Here is a 17,758-nt window from a genome sequence, read left to right as displayed (position 1 = left end):
CTACAGCCAGCCCCCCTCCATGTTCGCAGGGAAAGAACAATGAATGTAATTGAAACCACACTGCCCGGTGTATTAATCATCGAACCGAAAGTGTTCGGTGACGAACGCGGGTTTTTCTACGAAAGCTACAACGCCCAGGCGTTTCATAAAGCGACCGGTTTGAACACCCGGTTCGTTCAAGACAACCACTCCCGCTCCCAGAAGGGAGTGCTGCGAGGCTTGCACTACCAACTGCAAAACACGCAGGGAAAACTGGTGCGTGTGACTGCCGGTGAAGTGCTCGATGTCGTGGTGGATATACGTCGCAGCTCGCCGAGCTTCGGTCAATGGGAGGCCGTGCGTTTGTCCGCCGAAAACCATCGGCAACTCTGGGTACCTGAAGGTTTTGCCCATGGGTTTTTGGTAGTGAGCGAATTTGCCGAGTTTCTCTACAAGACCACGGACTATTACACGCCCTCCGCCGAACGCTGCATTCGTTGGGACGATCCAACCCTTGCAATCGATTGGCAGCTGGACGAAGCCCCTCAGCTGTCGTCCAAGGATCAAAATGGCCACCTCTTTCTAGAGGCTGACGTGTTCCCATGAGAATACTCATCATTGGCCAGTACGGTCAGGTCTCCCGGAAATTGCAGCAGCGCGTTGGAGCAGTGGGTGAGTTGGTCGTATTGGGACGAGATCAGCTGGATCTGGCACAACCGGATCAGATTCGGCACCAGGTTCAACGGGTGCGTCCCGACCTGATCATCAACGCGGCGGCCCACACGGCGGTGGACCTGGCGGAAAGCGAGCCAGAAGTTGCGTATGCCATCAACGGTGTCGCACCAGGGATCCTCGCCGAGGAGGCGTTGGCGCTCGGCGTCCCGCTAATTCATTACTCGACCGATTACGTGTTCGATGGCAGGAAGGGTACTCCCTACACGGAGGAAGATGCCCCCAATCCCCTCGGCGTCTACGGTAAAAGCAAGCTGGCAGGCGAGCGGGCAATCACAGAGAAGCGTGGGCAACACCTGATTCTGCGCACCAGTTGGGTGTATTCGGCACACGGGCGCAATTTCCTGCTGACCATGCAACGCTTGATACAGGAAAAGCCGGAATTGCGCGTTGTGGCCGATCAGGTTGGCGCGCCTACCTGGGCCGGCACCATCGCCAACAGCACCCTCGCGCTGATTGAGCGCTGGCAGTCCGGCGATGCAGGCGCTTGGGGTACTTACCACTTGACCGCCCAGGGTGAAACATCGTGGTTCGGGTTCGCCCAGGCCATCGGCGATGCGTTACGCGAACAGGGAGCGTCTTGCGCGAAGCTACTGCCTATCCCTTCCAGTGAGTATCCGACGCCGGCGGTCCGCCCGCTAAATTCGAGACTGGACTGCACGCGTCTGCAACGGGAATGGGGTGTGAGTCAGCCTGAATGGTCAGTTGCGCTGCGCGAGTGTCTGGCTGAGCAAATCATTTAGGACACGCTGGTCACCTGTGGCGTGCATGCTCGCGAAGACGGCATCGCAGACATGCACGCTCCCAACTGGCGCATGCATTCGCCCACATCCAGCCCACATCCAGTGTCGAACATCCTCGATACGACGCCTTTCGGCGCTTTACGACGTACAAACCCACACTGGCACGCCCACTGCACGCGCCCTCCCCGAGCTTTCCAAACCGTTCAGGGAGCAAGCGCATGAACACACAACTCAAACCCACGCTCGGCACGCTGCACCTCTGGGGCATTGCGGTCGGGCTGGTGATTTCCGGTGAGTATTTCGGTTGGAGTTATGGCTGGGGCGTGGCCGGTACACTCGGTTTTCTGGTGACATCCTTCATGATCGCCACGATGTACACCTGCTTCATCTTCAGTTTTACCGAGCTGACCACCGCGATACCCCATGCCGGTGGTCCCTTTGCCTACAGCCGTCGTGCTTTTGGCGAAAAAGGTGGTTTGATTGCCGGGCTGGCGACACTGATCGAATTCGTTTTCGCCCCGCCGGCGATTGCATTGGCAATCGGCGCTTACCTGAACGTGCAGTTCCCCGCTCTCGATCCGAAACACGCTGCCGTGGGGGCGTACATCGTGTTCATGGGGCTGAATATTCTCGGGGTGAAACTGGCCGCTACCTTTGAACTGGTGGTCTGTGTACTTGCGGTCGCGGAATTGCTGGTGTTCATGGGCGTGGTCGCGCCGGCGTTCAGCTTCAGCAACTTTGCTCTCAACGGCTGGGCGGGGTCTGATGTGTTCGGAGCGCCGGCGATTGCCGGGATGTTCGCAGCGATCCCTTTCGCCATCTGGTTCTTCCTGGCCATCGAAGGCGCGGCCATGGCGGCTGAAGAAGCCAAGGACCCAAAACGCACGATTCCAAAAGCTTACATCAGCGGCATCCTGACCCTGGTGGTACTGGCGATGGGGGTGATGTTCTTTGCGGGAGGCGTTGGCGACTGGCGCACTTTGTCGAACATCAACGATCCGCTGCCGCAAGCCATGAAAACCGTGGTTGGCGAAAGCTCCGGCTGGTTGCACATGCTGGTCTGGATCGGCTTGTTCGGCCTGGTAGCGAGTTTCCACGGGATCATCCTGGGTTACTCACGGCAATTCTTCGCGTTGGCCCGGGCCGGTTATCTGCCTAAATCCCTGGCCAAACTCTCCCGTTTCCAGACCCCGCACCGGGCAATCATTGCTGGCGGCGTGATCGGAATCGCCGCGATTTACAGTGACGGATTGATCAACCTCGGCGGAATGACCCTGACGGCGGCGATGATCACCATGGCGGTGTTCGGCGCCATCGTGATGTACATCATGAGCATGCTCAGCCTGTTCAAACTGCGTAAAACAGAACCGAATCTCGAGCGGACGTTCCGCGCGCCATGCTATCCCCTGGTGCCGTTCATTGCGCTGCTGCTGGCGGTGGTGTGCCTGGTGGCGATGGCATGGTTCAACACGCTGATCGGGTTGATCTTCCTGGGGTTCATGGCGGTGGGATTTGTGTACTTCATGCTGACGGCGCAACTGCGTGCCGATGCGCCGGCGGATGCGATGTTGACCGGTTTGTAACAACCGGTCCAACTCGCCGCAAGGCTGGTAGTGCAACCCCTGTAGGAGCTGCCGCAGACTGCGATCTTTTGATCTTCAGTGAGAGTGATCATGCCAAGATCAAAAGATCGCAGCCTGCGGCAGCTCCCACAGGGGTATGCGTAAGTCGTATCAGGCATAGAATGGAACCACTGCGAAAATAAATCGCTCAAAGTGGTATGCACGATCGGTTGGCGAAATCCGCCCACCGGCCTGCCCCTCAAGGAGAGCCCTATGCCCTGGTATGCCTGGTTGATTCTGGTCGTTGCAATCGGCTCGATCGTTGGTGGTTTGATGATGTTGCGCGACACCGCCACCAAGGTCGATCTAACCGAAGAGCAACGGAAACGCGTCGCCGAACGCAATGCGGAAATGGATGCCAAGGAAGCGAAAGACCGCTGAAGTGTAAATGTGGCGAGGGACTCGGCTCTCTCGCCACATTGCGTTTCTACTTTTCCCAATCGGCTTTAGCCATCTGCAAGCCATGCATCCCGTTGTACGCCGCACGCTCCGGCTGGCTCCAGCCTTCCAGCAACGCATCTTCCAACCGATAAATCTCGACGCCCAGCGGACGACACACGCTCAGCGGATCCTGTGCATCCGGCCCCCACATGGCCAATGACAAATCGCCGCCCGGACAGGTCGAAAGTGCGCACAGCAGATCGATCTCGGCAAAGAACTCCAGGTAATCGCCCCTCTGCGCCGGACACGCCTTCATGAAGTACATATCGTCATGATTGAGACCGGTGCACTGAAAAATATTCAGCACGTCATGCACATCGAACTCTGTCAGGCCATGGGGCAGCACAGCGCGAGTCAGGTTCGAATGACAGTGATGATTAAAGTCCTCACCCGTGAGCATTTTGTTCACATACGGGTCGCAGCGAGTACCGAGTAAATCGTGCAGGCGTCCACCATGTTCGTCGATGCCGTAACCGGCCAGACTGTCATCCGTAATGGTCACCAATGGCCGTAAAAAAGGCAGGTTCGACCAGAGCCGGTCATGAGTGCTGACATGAGCGCCCTGCAGTTGCCGGGTACGTGCTGCCCACAAGCGTTCCCGAGGATCATTGGCGTTCCATACGTTGAAGTCCCCGACTTGTGGCCCGACGGGTGTGGTCACACGAAACACATGTCCGGCCGGCACATTCCAGGCGCGGCCGGTGCGAATGGGTACCTCGAACTGTTCGACCAGCGTGCGCCCGTCCTTCGCCTCGCGAATCCGGTCGTAAAAGGCAGTATCAACCTGCAACGCAGAGCCTTTGCTGACCTGATAGGCCGCTGGATAGTATTTGTACATGGCACGAATCCTCAGTCAGTGAACGCCGCGCAAGTTCGACGGCCTCAGTGGTCAGTCGGCAAACGAGTAATCACTATTCGTGCCAGCAACTAAATATCCGGAATTCGATTCGAAGCATCTGTGTGCTTTTTTAGAAGTAGAAGTACAGTCACCATCTATGTTTCGTTGGTTAAACTGACGCATTGCCGTGGAGATGTCAGATGCGTTACTCGCAGGATCACAAAGCCCAAACCCACCAACGTATCATCAAGGAAGCTGCTGCACGCTTTCGCCGCGATGGGATTGGCGCCACTGGCCTGCAACCCTTGATGAAAGCTTTGGGCCTGACTCACGGTGGCTTTTACTCGCACTTCGCCTCCAAGGACGAACTGGTAGAAAAGGCGCTGCAAGCTGCGGGCGAAGAAGTGGAAGGCGTTTGCGCCATGTTGTTTGCCGAGGAACGGCCGCTTGAAGCCTTCATCGACCGCTATCTCTCCGAATGGCATCAGACATCGCCGCATCAGGGTTGCCCGCTCCCAACCATGTCATCGGAACTGGGCCTGCGCGGACAGCCCAGCGCAACCTCCGATGCCATCCTCAATGCAAGGTTGGAGCAGGTGCAAGGAACGCTGGACGGTGACGACGCCGAAGATCGCAGCATTGTCATCATGTCGACGCTGGTCGGCGCACTGCTGCTGTCACGCAGCGTCGAGAATCCCGAACTGGCCCGGCGGATTCTCGACGTCACTCGCAATCACCTCAAGCGATCGCAGGATTAACCCTGCCAGCGCTTGAACAGCACGCTGGCGTTGACCCCGCCAAACCCGAAGCCGTTGGACAAGGCATACTCGATGGCCATCGGGCGCGCCTTACCATGAACGATGTCCACGCCTTGTGCTGCCGGGTCAGGATTTTCAAAATTGAGCGTCGCGGGAACCACTTGATCGCGAATCGCCAACAACGTGAAGATTGCCTCGATCCCGCCCGCTGCGCCAAGTAAATGCCCTGTTGCGGATTTGGTCGATGTCACCGCAATTTTATTGTCGGTACCGAACAACGACTTGATGGCCGCCAACTCCCCCAGATCACCGACCGGTGTCGACGTCGCGTGAGCATTGAGATGCTGCACCTGCGCCGGCGATATGCCGGCTTGTGCCAACGCCAGCGACATTGCCCGCCTTGCACCACTGCCGTCTTCAGGGCCTGCGGTCAGGTGATAAGCATCAGCGCTGGTGCCGTAACCGACCAATTCTGCCAATGGTTGAGCACCACGAGCCAACGCATGTTCCAAAGACTCGATCACCAGAAGGCCTGAGCCCTCCCCCATGACAAAGCCATCGCGGCCACTGTCGAATGGCCGCGACGCACGCTCAGGTGTGTCGTTGTAACCACTGGACAAGGCGCGAGCAGCAGCAAATCCGGCAAGACTAACGCGATCGATTGCAGCTTCGGCACCACCACAGACTGCAATGTCCGCCTCACCGCTGCGAATCAACCGCGCGGCGTCACCAATCGCCTGCACCCCAGCCGCGCAAGCCGTCACCGGAGCACCCAAAGGGCCCTTGAACCCGTGCTGAATCGACACATGACCTGCAGCGAGATTGACCAGGAACGATGGAATAGTGAACGGTGATAAACGCCGAGGCCCACGGCTGTCGGTGGTGCGCACCGCATCCGCAATAGCGCCGAAACCGCCAACGCCTGAACCGATAATGGTTGCAGTGCGCTCCTGAGCGGTGGCGTCCACCGCTTGCCAACCCGACTGCTCCAGCGCCTGACGCGCCGCTTCCATCGCAAACAGAATAAAGCGATCCATCTTCTTCTGTTCTTTAGGAGGCGTCGCCCGATCCGGATCAAACCCCGCCTCGGCATCTTCAGCCAGCGTCGGCACCACGCCGCCCACCCTGGCGGGCAAATCCGCAACCACCTCCTCCGGCAAAATACGCAACCCGGATTGCCCGGCCAGAAGGCGCTCCCAGACCGCTTGAACATCGCTGCCCAAAGGCGACACCAGACCCATACCCGTTACAACTATTCGACGATCACTCATACCGCACACACCTCGATCCGATTCATGGCGCCTCACTTGTAACGCGTGGCCGCCTTGCTTTTAGACAGGTTCGGCGCCATCACATGACGCGCCGCTACAAAGGCTTCCCAATCGCCAGCGTTCGGCAATGACGGAATGGTGATCAGCTCACCTTGGTCCAGACCAGACAACGCCGCATCTACCATTTCACCTGCTTCCATCACCATATCCGCAGGAATTTGCGTCGCATCGATACCGGAACGCTCCCAGATTTCGGTGCGCGTCACCCCTGGCAATACGGCCTGGACCTTGACACCAGTGCCGTCCAGTTCGGCGTTTAACGACTGGGTCAGACTTAACACATATGCCTTGCTGGCGCTGTAAGTCGCGTTGAAGCGCTCGGGAAACAATGCCACGACCGAAGCAATGTTGATGATCGTCCCACGACCCGCCTTGGAAAAACTTGCCGCCGCCGCCGAGGCCAAGCGCGTGACTGCCGTGATGTTGAGCTGGATCAAACGCTCAAGCTGGTCCATGTCGGAGTTGGCCAGCAGACCATCGGCCGCGACGCCGGCATTGTTTAGCAGGAGGCTGATACTGGAATCGCTGCGCAGGCGCTGTTCGAGTTTTAACACGTCGTCCTTCCGCGTCAGATCCGCCTTGAGCACTTCGACTTGTATGCCGTGCTCTGTGCGCAGCCTGGTTGCGGCTGCGTCGAGGCGCTCTTGGTCGCGTGCGACCAGGAGCAGGTCAAAACCACGGGCGGCCAGGCGCTCGGCGTATATCGCACCGATGCCGGAGGATGCACCGGTGACGAGAGCGGTTCCTTGGGCTTTGGGAGAGTTCATAAAGGGTGCTCCTGGGGAGAGGCTGAGGGCGAGAACGTATGAGTGGCTCGTTGGAAGACCTATTTATTATAGGCATAATCCAAAGTAGATATGATAGTCGTAATTTTTTAGGTGCCGACGAAAGGAGGTGCCTTGCCGAGTGGCTCTCCTTAAATTGCACATGAATTTTGTGCTGCGCCATAACGAAAAAAGGCCGGTCAATGACCGGCCTTCCTAGCGCTGAACAATCAGCTTAGTTCACCTCGAGCTTCTCACGGTTTTTATCCAGAATCGCTTTGCCGATCCCCTTCACTTCCAGCAGCTCATCAACGGATGCAAACGGCCCGTTCATATCGCGATACGCAACAATTGCCTGGGCCTTTGCTTCACCAACACCTGTCAGTTCGCGCTGCAAAGTTGGCGCGTCGGCACCATTGAGGTCGACTTTGCCTGACATTTCCTTTGGAGCAGCTTCCATCACTGCAGGAGGATTGCCAGTCTCGGGCTTGGCTGCGGGCGCAGCAGTGGCGCTGATCGAGAGGCTGGTGAGCAGGGCAAAAATCAGAGAGGAGAGGTAACCGGTACGCATATTTGAAGCTCCATGACATCGATTAGGAAAGCAGCTTTTCCGAAGCTGCCTCCCAAATCTAGGCGATGTATGGAGCCTGTCAAAAGTGTGTCTATTGCGGGATGTGAAACAATCAGGGTTCGAGACGACGTTGCTGGTAGATCCAGTCGACGATCTCGCCGTCGGGGGCGTAGCCGCTGACGGTTTCGCGCAAGAGCTGACGGACCCGGGCATAGTCATCCTGATCAACGGCACCGAGCAATTCGATCAGCTTGGACTTGAGTACATCCCAAGGCAGATGATCTTCATTAGCGCTCATAATCATTGGGTGTTGTGTGGCGGAGACGTTGTCACCGATCAACAATTCCTCGTACAGCTTTTCTCCGGGACGCAAACCTGTGAACTCAATGGAAATGTCACCCTGCACGTTTTTTTCCGAGCGAACACTTAGGCCGGACAGATGAATCATCTTTTCGGCCAGCTCCACGATTTTCACGGGTTCGCCCATGTCCAGAACAAAAACATCACCGCCCTGCCCCATGGAACCTGCCTGGATCACCAGTTGTGCCGCTTCGGGGATGGTCATGAAATAACGAGTGATCTTCGGATGGGTAACGGTAAGCGGCCCACCCGACTTTATCTGTTTGTGGAACAGCGGAATAACCGAACCGGAAGACCCAAGCACATTACCGAACCGGACCATCGTGAAGCGTGTTTTGTTAACACGCGAGACATTGCCCGTATCACCAAAGAGCACCGGTGCAACCTCGTGGCTTAATGCCTGCAAGGTCAATTCAGCAAGGCGCTTGGTGCTGCCCATTACATTGGTCGGCCGCACGGCTTTATCAGTTGAGATCAGCACAAAGTTTGCAACGCCGGCCTGGAGCGCAGCTTGGGCGGTGTTGAGCGTGCCAATCACATTGTTAAGAACGCCTTCGGCAATGTTGTGCTCGACCATCGGCACGTGTTTGTAAGCCGCCGCATGGTAGACCGTGTCTACGTGCCAGGTTTTCATCACGTCGAGCAGTTTGTCCGGATTGCGGACAGAACCAAGAATTGGCAGCAGACGAACTGGCAATGATTCGCGCGCGATGCGCTGTTCAAGTTCAGACACGATGCTGTAGAGATTAAATTCACTATGATCAAACAGTAAAAGTGTTGTCGGACGCAAAACCAGTATCTGACGACAAAGCTCTGAACCGATGGAGCCACCAGCCCCGGTGACAAGAACCGACTGCCCTTTGATGCAATGTTCGAGCAACTCAGCTTGTGCGGGCACCGAGTCCCGACCCAGCAAGTCAGCGATATCGACCTCCTGAATGTCGTCGACCTTTACTCGGCCGCTTGCCAGATCCATAAAACCAGGCACGCTTCGAACGTGCAAAGGAAAGCCTTCAAGGAAGGTGAGGATTTCGCGACGACGTCCTCTATTCGACGACGGAATCGCGAGCAGAATCTCTTGGGCTCCTGTGACATCGATCATTCGTTGAATGTGCTTGGGCTTATAGACATGCAAGCCTGAGATAATGCGCTCGGCTATGCCGCTGTCATCATCAATAAACGCCACCGGCCGCATGACCCGCCCCATCCGCAATGCCGCGACGAGCTGATTTCCCGCAGCACCAGCGCCATAAATCGCCACTCTGGGCAGGCCATTGTCCCGATTGGCAAACGGAACATGCTGAACTGCAGTGAACCAGTCCCCCAGGAAATACTGACGCATTGCCAAGCGCAAGCCGCCAATCATGATCAGGCTCAGCCACCAATAATTGAAGATGATGGAGCGAGGGACGAGATTCTGGTGGTTGCTGTACCAGTAAACGATTACCCCAAGAATCAGGGATGACAAGGTGACTGCCTTGATAATGGCAATCAGCGCGTCATTGCCGAAATAGCGCATGACCGCTCGATACATGCCGAAACGGATGAACAGCGGTATCGCAACGATCGGCGCACTGACGAAAAGCCAAAGATGGACAACAAAGGGGTTCACCATCTCGTCAATGCCAAGGCGAACGACAAAAGCCAGCCAAAGTGCAGCCCAAACCAAAACAACATCGGTCGTAACCTGTATCAGTCGCTTATGGCGGCGAGGCAGCCCCAGTAGAAAAGCTCGCAACCTATCCATTAACGTTTCAACCACCTTGTCCCGCTCCTAACCTGGCTATGACTCAATCATTGTACCGTTTCAAACACGACCGACACCTGCTAAATCAGTACCGGAGGCTCAATCAGCAGATGCGGGAACGGAGCGCTCAAGCTCCCCGGCGTGATATTTCACAGCGAGAATTATCAATGGGAAATAAGCGATGGCCAGACCAAGTGCGCCATCAAGCCCCCAGTAGGTTACGCAGAACGCTATGGGCAACAACCAAAACAGATTAATTGCACCTACCGCCAGGGTGACGGGTAAATGCTTGCCAAAATGACGAGAAGCGAATTGGTAAGCGTGACTACGGTGAGCCTCATAGACTTTGTCGCCACGGATCAATCGACGTAACAAAGTAAACGTGGCATCGACTATGAAGACCCCTAAAAGAATCAACCAGGCCCAAAATAGCGCTGACGACTCCCAGGCGGCCTGAAGAGACAACACGCCTAGAGTAACGCCGAGGAATCCACTGCCTGCATCTCCCATAAAAATGCGCGCTGGTGGAAAATTCCAATAAAGAAAGCCTAGAACCGCCATAGCCAAAATCAGCGGCCCCCAGATCAATGCGGGAGTGCCATTGACCCAATACAGCAAACAGGCGCCAAGGCAGGCGCATAAAGCTTCAACGCTCGCAATCCCGTCAATGCCGTCCATGAAGTTGTACAGATTGAGGATCCAGACTAAATAGATTGCCGCAAGAACATGGCCAAACCAGTGCAGGTCTACGCTCATGCCAAACACCACCAAAGGTGGAAAGCCCCCCAACCAGAACAGCGCCCAAATACCTGCACTAAAATGGCCAAGTAGTCGCCAACGAGCTGCAATGTGTCCGTGGTCATCCATAAATCCGACGACAGCGACCAAAGCACCGGCCCCGCCTAAGCCGAGCAACTGCGGCCATGGAACCAGGTCCATTAATCCCAGAACAGGTAGCGACAGAAGAAAAGCGATCACGATTGCCACCCCGCCACCGCGTGGCGTTGGGACAGAGTGTGAACTACGTGCGTTGGGGATATCGATAATGCTTCGGCTGAGCGCATAACGACGTAACGCTGCAGTCAGTCCCAAGGAAAGAACCGCAACAGCCGGAATTAACCACAAGTAAATCATTATTATTGATGTTCCCGAAAATGTAATGCAGTAGCCGCTAAAGCCTCATCAACATTGATAGGCGGCGTCCAGCTTAATAGAGTGCGAGTCTTCGTAATATCGACTTGCAGCGATCCGCATAGTCGCTGGGAAAGCCCTTTTTTACCCAGTAACAGGGCGCCGCCCTGCAGTAGCCAACTAGGCACCGGGATGAGTCTAGCCGGTTTTTCAAGTGCGTTTGCCATCTTACTGAGCAGAACCGTCGTGGATAAGTCCTCTCCGTCACTCACGAGGAAGGTTTGATTCGCGGCCGCGGGGTGATCGATACAGGTGATGACCAAATCCACGAGATTATCCAGCGCAACAAGGCTTCGACTGTTGTTGATCGCTCCAAAAGGCAAAGGTATACCCTTGCTCAACCAGCGCATCATGCTAAGGAAATTAGCTTTGACCCCAGGTCCGTAAACCAGGACCGGACGGATAATAACGACCTCCATCGCGGTTTCCGCTGCTATTTTCCGAAGCCCCTGCTCAGCTTCCATTTTCGAAATGCCATAGGGGTCTACCGGAGCAGGTGCATCATCAGCGGTATAAGCTGTGCCTGATGCGGTCCCTTCCCCGTTGACTTTGATTGAGCTGATAAAAATAAAACGCTGTACCCCTGAAGCGGCCGCCTGCCGCGCCAAATTCAACGTACCTTCGACATTAACCTTGCGGAACGCAGCCAACGGGTCGGACTCAGCATCATTCATGACATGAACCCGAGCCGCTGAGTGAATAATCACACTAGAACCAGCGAGCTTTCCTTCCCACGGGGTTGTGCCATCAAAGCTGTCGATACGCAACGTCGAAACGTCTTGCACCTTGATCTGAGACTCACCCCGAACCACCGCCACGACCGGTTGTATCCTGTCGTTGCACAGGCGCTTGAGAATGGCGCCACCGACGAAGCCGGTCGCCCCGGTCAATAAAATAGAATTCGACATTAATGACCGGCCTTTCTTAAAGTTGCGGTTCGGAAAAGATCTTCAAGACGGGCGAGAAGCAAAGGCTTCGAATAATTACTCAAGTAATATCGACGACCGGACTGACTCATTGCCTGTAACTCACCTGCATCACTCCTGGCCAAGGTCGACGTAATCTCTGCCAAACCTTTCGCATCGCCAGAGGAGCATGTGAGGCCGGCACCGGACTCAACAATAACTCTCGCGGCCTCTCCGTTGATCATCCCAAGAAGCGGCCGGCCAGATGCGAGGTAAGCCTGCACTTTCCCCGGTATTGTTTTCTCAAAAACGTCATTGGTCTTGAGCGACACCAGCAGTGCATCCGCGCAAGCGAACAGTGCCGGCATCTCGTCCAGGGGATGTCTCCCCAGCAACAGGACATTTGTGAGCCCTCTGGCCTGGACCTGTTGACTCAGCCAGTCACTCATACGCCCATCGCCGACGATTACCCAGCGCACAGCTACCTCGCCAACGAGTGCTTGCGCTGCGTCCAACACAGCAGGGAAATCTTGAGCCTCTCCGAGATTTCCAGCGAAAACTACCGTAAAGACCGAATCATCACGTGCCAATAACGTCGACTCGGTTGGAGTAGCCCCGGAAAAATCGTCTTCGGCCCAACTAGGAAAATAGACCAGCCGTTCGGAAGCAATATCTTTCGTGCAGTATTTTTTTACGTTGTCGAAAAATCCGTGCGACTGCATCAGCAAATAATCAGTACGATTATAAATCCACGAAACCATTTTTCCGACGATTGATAACAGCGCTGGTTTCTTTAAAACACCTACCGCTCTGAGTGTTTCGGGCCAGAGATCCAGAACCCAGACGAAAACCGGGGCCTTTTTCAACCGACCGATGACCAGCGCTGGTATGGCAGCCATTATGGGTGATACCGCGTAGACAAAAACGGCATCGTAGCGCTCGCCGCGCAGCTTATAGGCACCGACAACTGATGCACTGGTAAAGAAGCTGAGATAGTTGAGTATCAAATTGATGCTACGTTTGCCCCGAGGGAGCATCGGAACGCGCTCAATCCTGGCACCATAGTAGGTATTAAAACGTTCTGGCGCTGCCTTGAACTCTGCGAAAACTTCGCCTTCAGGGTAGTTGGGCAAACCAGTCAGTACTGTGACCGAGTGTCCCTTATCAGTAAAATCACGAACCAAATCGTTTATACGCATATTTTCTGGCCAAAAATACTGCGTAACCACCAGGATCCTCAACTTCTTCTCAGGCATGATCAAAACTCGAATTAATAGCGTTTCCAGACGATTCGATTGACATAGTCAGTGTAACTGTGAACGATCCGCGCTACTTTTTCGGATACATTTGGCATGCTGTAATCTGCAACCAGACGCAAGGTACGCTCCTCGCCTGATGCTTGGGAATCAAGGACCATCAGCCCTTGTAATACCCGCTCGACTTCAAGCCCCACCATCATTACCGCAGCCTCTTCCATGCCTTCAGGACGCTCGTGTGCCTCACGAATGTTCAGCGCGGGAAAATTCAGTATCGAAGACTCTTCACTGATGGTGCCGCTGTCAGAAAGTACCGCTTTCGATTCCAGCTGCAGCTTGTTGTAGTCTTTGAATCCCAAGGGCTTCAGAAGTTTCACATTTTCATGAAACACAATGCCCATGGCATCCACACGTTTCTGAGTGCGTGGGTGGGTCGAAACAATGACCGGAAAACCAAAGGTTGTGGCAACGGTGTTGAGAACATCCACCAGTTTCAGGAGGTTTTTGTCAGAGTCGATGTTCTCTTCGCGGTGAGCACTGACGACAAAAAACTTACCGGCTTCAAGCCCTAAACGAGTCAGGACATCCGAAGACTCGATCCCATCACGATAATGGTTCAAAACCTCAAACATTGGACTGCCGGTTTTGATGACCATGTCGGGCGACAGACCTTCCTTGAGCAAGTAATCGCGGGCGATAGTGCTGTAGGTGAGGTTGATGTCAGCGGTATGATCCACAATGCGACGATTGATTTCTTCAGGCACGCGCATATCGAAGCAGCGATTGCCAGCTTCCATATGGAATGTCGGGATTTTGCGGCGCTTTGCAGGAATAACAGCCATGCAACTATTGGTATCGCCCAGCACTAAAAGCGCCTCAGGCTGAACGGACGCAAGGACACGATCGACAGCAATGATCACGTTCCCGATTGTTTCCGCACCACTGCTACCCGCCGCATTGAGAAAATGATCTGGCTTGCGAATGCCCAGGTCCTGGAAAAAAATCTCATTGAGTTCGTAGTCATAGTTCTGCCCGGTGTGGACCAGTACGTGGTCACAATACTTATCCAGAGCAGCCATGACGCGTGACAAGCGGATGATCTCAGGGCGTGTGCCTACGACAGTAACAATCTTCAATTTTTTCATTGTAATGCTAGTTCCTTATGCGCTCAGGCCTGGGTGCCGACTGCCATCGTGTAAGTATCCGGAAGCTCACGATCAAAGATTTCGTTAGCCCACAGCATGACAACCATTTCTTCATCACCCACGTTAGTGATGTCGTGGCTCCACCCGGGTACGGTCTCGACGATTTCAGGCGTCTCACCATCAGTGAACAATTCGTAGAACTCGCCCGACACAATATGCCGGAAGCGAAAACAAGCCTTGCCCTTGACAACCAGGAATTTTTCAGTTTTCGAATGGTGATAATGCCCCCCGCGCGTGATGCCGGGATGTGCGGTAAAATATGAAAACTGCCCCGAATCCTTGGTCTTGAGCATTTCGACGAATACGCCGCGGGCGTCCCCATGCTTCGGAACCTTGTAGGTAAACGCTGCCGGGGGCATATAACTGAGGTAAGTAGAATACAGCGCCCGTACGAGGCCGGTGCCGACCCGCTCGGTAATCATCGACTCGCGACTCTCCTTGAATGCATAAAGCACTGAAGAGAGCTCTCCAACGGAAATGGAATAGTTCGGCTCGACAACTGCGGTAGAACCGGCAGGATGTTTGCCATCCATGACAGCAATGAAACTGCTTACGACATCATCAATATAAACCAACGAAATTTTCGCATTGGCGTCGTTGATACTGATAGGCAAGCCGTTAACGATATTATGGCAAAACGTCGCGACGGCAGAATTGTAATTTGGACGAGCCCACTTGCCAAAAACATTGGGCAACCGAAAAATGTGTACATCAACTCCATTCTCTGCGGAAAGTGCAGTTAGAGCCTGTTCGGCATCACGCTTACTGGAGCCGTAGGCATTATCCAGTTCAGCCTGAATAGAGGAAGTGTAAACCACAGGAATATTTCGACCACTGGCCGCCACCGAAGCACACAAGGCTTTGGTCAAGTCAGTGTTCCCGGTTTTGAATTCGTCGACACTTTGAGGTCGATTGATCCCGGCCAAGTGAAAAATAAAATCCACTTCCATGACGAGTGCATCCAGGGAGGTCATGTCATCTTCGTGACAAAACGTCAGCACTTCGACATCATTTCTCTCTTGTAAATGAGCAACAAGATTCTTGCCAATGAACCCATTGGCACCGGTGATCAATACTTTCATGCCTTATTCCTCAGCTACTGCATGTTCACCGCGCTGAATCGCTTTCATGAACTCGAGCTTGAGAAGCAAACGCTGCATACCTTCAACGTCCAGACGCTCGGTATTATGCGAATTGTAATCTTCCATGTGAGAAATTTTCTCCTCCCCCTGCTCAACAAACTTGCTGTAATTCAAATCACGCAAATCCGGTGGTACTCGGAAGTAGTCCCCCATGTCTTCGGCACAGGCCATTTCTTCACGACTTAGCAAAGCCTCATAAAGTTTCTCGCCGTGACGAGTGCCAATGATCTGAATCGGATGCTCTGGCTTTCCTACCATTACCGTCAATGCGCGAGCCAGCGTCTCAACCGTTGCAGCAGGCGCTTTTTGTACAAAAAGATCACCATTGTTGCCGTGCTCAAAAGCGTACAAAACCAAATCGACCGCATCCGCCAAGGTCATCATGAAGCGAGTCATATTAGGATCAGTGATGGACAGCGGCTTCCCTTCACGTATCTGCTCGATAAACAGGGGAATAACCGAGCCTCTCGAAGCCATCACGTTGCCGTAACGAGTGCCGCATATTACCGTTTTTGTTTCATCAACATTGCGAGACTTCGCGACCATAACCTTCTCCATCATTGCCTTGGAAATACCCATGGCATTGATTGGATAGACGGCCTTGTCGGTACTCAGGCAGACAACTCGCTTGACGCCGTTTTGAATCGCAGCCTCAAGCACGTTATCAGTACCGATAACATTGGTCTTGACCGCTTCCATCGGGTGAAACTCACAGGATGGTACTTGCTTAAGTGCTGCAGCATGGAATATGTAATCAACGCCACGGGTAGCAGTCAGAATACTTTGATAGTCCCGTACGTCGCCAATATAGAACTTAAGCTTGGGATGGGCATAGCGTTTGCGCATGTCATCTTGCTTTTTTTCATCGCGACTGAAAATGCGAATCTCCGCAATTTCGCTGCTGAGGAAACGCTTTAAAACGGCATTTCCGAAGGATCCAGTGCCGCCGCTGATTAGCAATGTCTTGTTTGCAAAATTTTCCACACTGAACCTTCCCGAAAAAATATACGAAACTTTACCATACCATCCTGGGATTTTTGAAGAAGATCTCTTCGCCGATTAAGACTAATCCAAAGCTAGCAAAAAGCCGTACCACCAAGCTTTTGGGGCTTTAAATGCCTCATCTGGCAAGGAGTAATTTAGTGAGCTGCCTCAGAGACTCAAAAAGGTCGTTGTCGTGCCCGGTTCAGCCTGCCACCACGTCGCGTTACTGGAGGGAACCGTCTCATCTCCAGAGCATGCAAAGCATCCGATCTGCTCTTAAACGAGCTTCGTCCCGCCGACGATCGTCCTCGGACGCGATTCGGGCAATTACGAGCGCCGGCTGGAGGTGAATTGACACCTTTTCACCACCTTTGCTCTCCGACCTAGCTCTCCTTACTTCTTCCGGTTGCCCAGGCTTTGTAGAGAAGTGTAATATCATTATCTGCTTACAGAATGCTATGAATTCTATAGTGCCGGAAACGAAGCACAGCCTTATCCCGAACTGCTCCTCATTCGCTCAGAGGAAACGCGCAGGGCAAGACAGCAAAAGGCTTCAAGGATCGTTGCCTCCCTGTCAACGGTGCTAGGAAGCCGATTTCAGTTGGATCTGACTCGTGAATGCCATCGCCTTCGGCCCTGCATCCTTTAACCTTCGCAAGCACCTCCGCAACGGTGAAATTCATAAATCGGCGTTGGCCAGGCAAAGCATCAACTCGCAACGCTACCAATCTATTTCCCAAATGACTCCAGGACCGAATTGCGAGGCTTTGAAAAGTCCCACTGAGGCCTGCGGAATCGCAGCCCACACCTTCAGTCCGCGCTACTCGCCTATTGAGGTAGGTTCCGCCCCCCTGCCGCTGCCCGGGATCCAAGCTGATGCATTGGCTCCACAGCCCAGATCAGGTGACAAGTCTGAAACCATCAACCTTAATAAATCTATCGGTTCAATGCGGGTCGGAATGCCGCGCTGCGGGAAGGTATCCTTGTATGACTCAAAACCTAACGGCGCTGGAGCGCACACGGAAACCTTAAAATTCGTGCAGACGTTGAAATCATTAGCGTGCTTTGCGGTTTATTTGGTAGAAATCGCACCCAATAATTTTTGTTTAATAATGAATTCCCAGTTTTGGTTGGTGCCTTCGACGGCGAACAAAAATTTTGTGCAGTACTTTTGAAACTTACTGGAGTA

At 54.0% G+C, this 17,758-nt stretch carries 17 protein-coding genes; 6 read left to right on the top strand and 11 right to left on the bottom strand.

Features of this window, described 5'->3' with window-relative positions; all coding sequences use genetic code 11:
- Positions 1 to 39: 39 nt before the first annotated feature.
- The 4 genes from rfbC to ACA063_RS08495 all read left to right on the top strand — a co-directional run bounded on the left by rfbC (position 40) and on the right by ACA063_RS08495 (position 3,457).
- Complete coding sequence (gene rfbC, locus ACA063_RS08510) at positions 40 to 585, top strand: dTDP-4-dehydrorhamnose 3,5-epimerase (RefSeq protein WP_497665489.1); 546 nt, start codon at positions 40 to 42, stop codon at positions 583 to 585.
- Entirely contained in the window at positions 582 to 1,454 is an 873-nt protein-coding gene (gene rfbD, locus ACA063_RS08505) for a dTDP-4-dehydrorhamnose reductase (RefSeq protein WP_497665488.1), read from the top strand. The genes rfbC and rfbD overlap by 4 nt, the downstream gene beginning before the upstream one ends.
- 218 nt (positions 1,455 to 1,672) lie before the next feature.
- A complete protein-coding gene (gene eat, locus ACA063_RS08500; protein WP_497665487.1) occupies positions 1,673 to 3,037 on the top strand; it encodes an ethanolamine permease in 1,365 nt (454 codons plus the stop codon).
- Positions 3,038 to 3,289: 252 nt separating this feature from the next.
- The gene (locus tag ACA063_RS08495; protein WP_497665486.1) at positions 3,290 to 3,457 is read left to right on the top strand and encodes a DUF2897 family protein; all 168 of its coding nucleotides are present in this window, start codon (positions 3,290 to 3,292) and stop codon (positions 3,455 to 3,457) included.
- Between the two features lie 46 nt (positions 3,458 to 3,503).
- Here the strand turns inward: ACA063_RS08495 and ACA063_RS08490 are convergent, their stop codons facing one another.
- Positions 3,504 to 4,355 carry an urea carboxylase-associated family protein gene (locus ACA063_RS08490; protein WP_497665485.1) on the bottom strand — a complete coding sequence of 284 codons (852 nt, stop codon included), beginning with the start codon at positions 4,353 to 4,355 and terminating at the stop codon, positions 3,504 to 3,506.
- A gap of 200 nt (positions 4,356 to 4,555) precedes the next feature.
- Between ACA063_RS08490 and ACA063_RS08485 the strand changes: the two genes are divergently transcribed.
- Entirely contained in the window at positions 4,556 to 5,113 is a 558-nt protein-coding gene (locus tag ACA063_RS08485; RefSeq protein WP_497665484.1) for a TetR/AcrR family transcriptional regulator, read from the top strand.
- Here the strand turns inward: ACA063_RS08485 and fabF are convergent.
- The 10 genes from fabF to ACA063_RS08435 all read right to left on the bottom strand — a co-directional run bounded on the left by fabF (position 5,110) and on the right by ACA063_RS08435 (position 16,569).
- Positions 5,110 to 6,384 (bottom strand): beta-ketoacyl-ACP synthase II, encoded by a 1,275-nt coding sequence (gene fabF, locus ACA063_RS08480; RefSeq protein ID WP_497665483.1) that lies wholly within the window; start codon positions 6,382 to 6,384, stop codon positions 5,110 to 5,112. The genes ACA063_RS08485 and fabF overlap by 4 nt on opposite strands.
- 32 nt (positions 6,385 to 6,416) lie before the next feature.
- Positions 6,417 to 7,211 carry an SDR family NAD(P)-dependent oxidoreductase gene (locus ACA063_RS08475; protein WP_497665482.1) on the bottom strand — a complete coding sequence of 265 codons (795 nt, stop codon included), beginning with the start codon at positions 7,209 to 7,211 and terminating at the stop codon, positions 6,417 to 6,419.
- 232 nt (positions 7,212 to 7,443) lie between these two features.
- On the bottom strand, positions 7,444 to 7,779 hold the full coding sequence (locus ACA063_RS08470) for a ComEA family DNA-binding protein (protein ID WP_162436129.1): 336 nt from the start codon (positions 7,777 to 7,779) through the stop codon (positions 7,444 to 7,446).
- A gap of 112 nt (positions 7,780 to 7,891) precedes the next feature.
- Positions 7,892 to 9,886: a polysaccharide biosynthesis protein gene (locus tag ACA063_RS08465; RefSeq protein WP_497666490.1), complete on the bottom strand. Its 1,995-nt coding sequence runs from the start codon at positions 9,884 to 9,886 to the stop codon at positions 7,892 to 7,894.
- Between the two features lie 99 nt (positions 9,887 to 9,985).
- Positions 9,986 to 11,020, bottom strand: a complete 1,035-nt coding sequence (locus ACA063_RS08460; RefSeq protein WP_497665481.1) for an MraY family glycosyltransferase — start codon at positions 11,018 to 11,020, stop codon at positions 9,986 to 9,988.
- 2 nt (positions 11,021 to 11,022) lie between these two features.
- Positions 11,023 to 11,985: a UDP-glucose 4-epimerase family protein gene (locus ACA063_RS08455; RefSeq protein ID WP_497665480.1), complete on the bottom strand. Its 963-nt coding sequence runs from the start codon at positions 11,983 to 11,985 to the stop codon at positions 11,023 to 11,025.
- Positions 11,985 to 13,238: a glycosyltransferase family 4 protein gene (locus ACA063_RS08450; protein WP_497665479.1), complete on the bottom strand. Its 1,254-nt coding sequence runs from the start codon at positions 13,236 to 13,238 to the stop codon at positions 11,985 to 11,987. Before ACA063_RS08450 ends, ACA063_RS08455 begins: the two co-directional genes overlap by 1 nt.
- A gap of 14 nt (positions 13,239 to 13,252) precedes the next feature.
- Entirely contained in the window at positions 13,253 to 14,383 is a 1,131-nt protein-coding gene (gene wecB, locus ACA063_RS08445; protein WP_497665478.1) for a non-hydrolyzing UDP-N-acetylglucosamine 2-epimerase, read from the bottom strand.
- A gap of 23 nt (positions 14,384 to 14,406) precedes the next feature.
- Positions 14,407 to 15,525, bottom strand: a complete 1,119-nt coding sequence (gene wbjC / locus ACA063_RS08440; protein ID WP_497665477.1) for a UDP-2-acetamido-2,6-beta-L-arabino-hexul-4-ose reductase — start codon at positions 15,523 to 15,525, stop codon at positions 14,407 to 14,409.
- Between the two features lie 3 nt (positions 15,526 to 15,528).
- Entirely contained in the window at positions 15,529 to 16,569 is a 1,041-nt protein-coding gene (locus ACA063_RS08435) for a polysaccharide biosynthesis protein (RefSeq protein WP_497665476.1), read from the bottom strand.
- Between the two features lie 614 nt (positions 16,570 to 17,183).
- On the opposite strand from ACA063_RS08435, the gene ACA063_RS08430 reads away from it, so the two are divergent.
- Positions 17,184 to 17,744 carry a hypothetical protein gene (locus tag ACA063_RS08430; protein WP_497665475.1) on the top strand — a complete coding sequence of 187 codons (561 nt, stop codon included), beginning with the start codon at positions 17,184 to 17,186 and terminating at the stop codon, positions 17,742 to 17,744.
- Positions 17,745 to 17,758: the final 14 nt, after the last annotated feature.

The sequence above is a fragment of the Pseudomonas sp. LBUM1643 genome (genome assembly GCF_059716215.1).
Note: the sequence above shows the minus strand (reverse complement) of the source record. Positions and strands in the feature narration are given on the sequence as shown.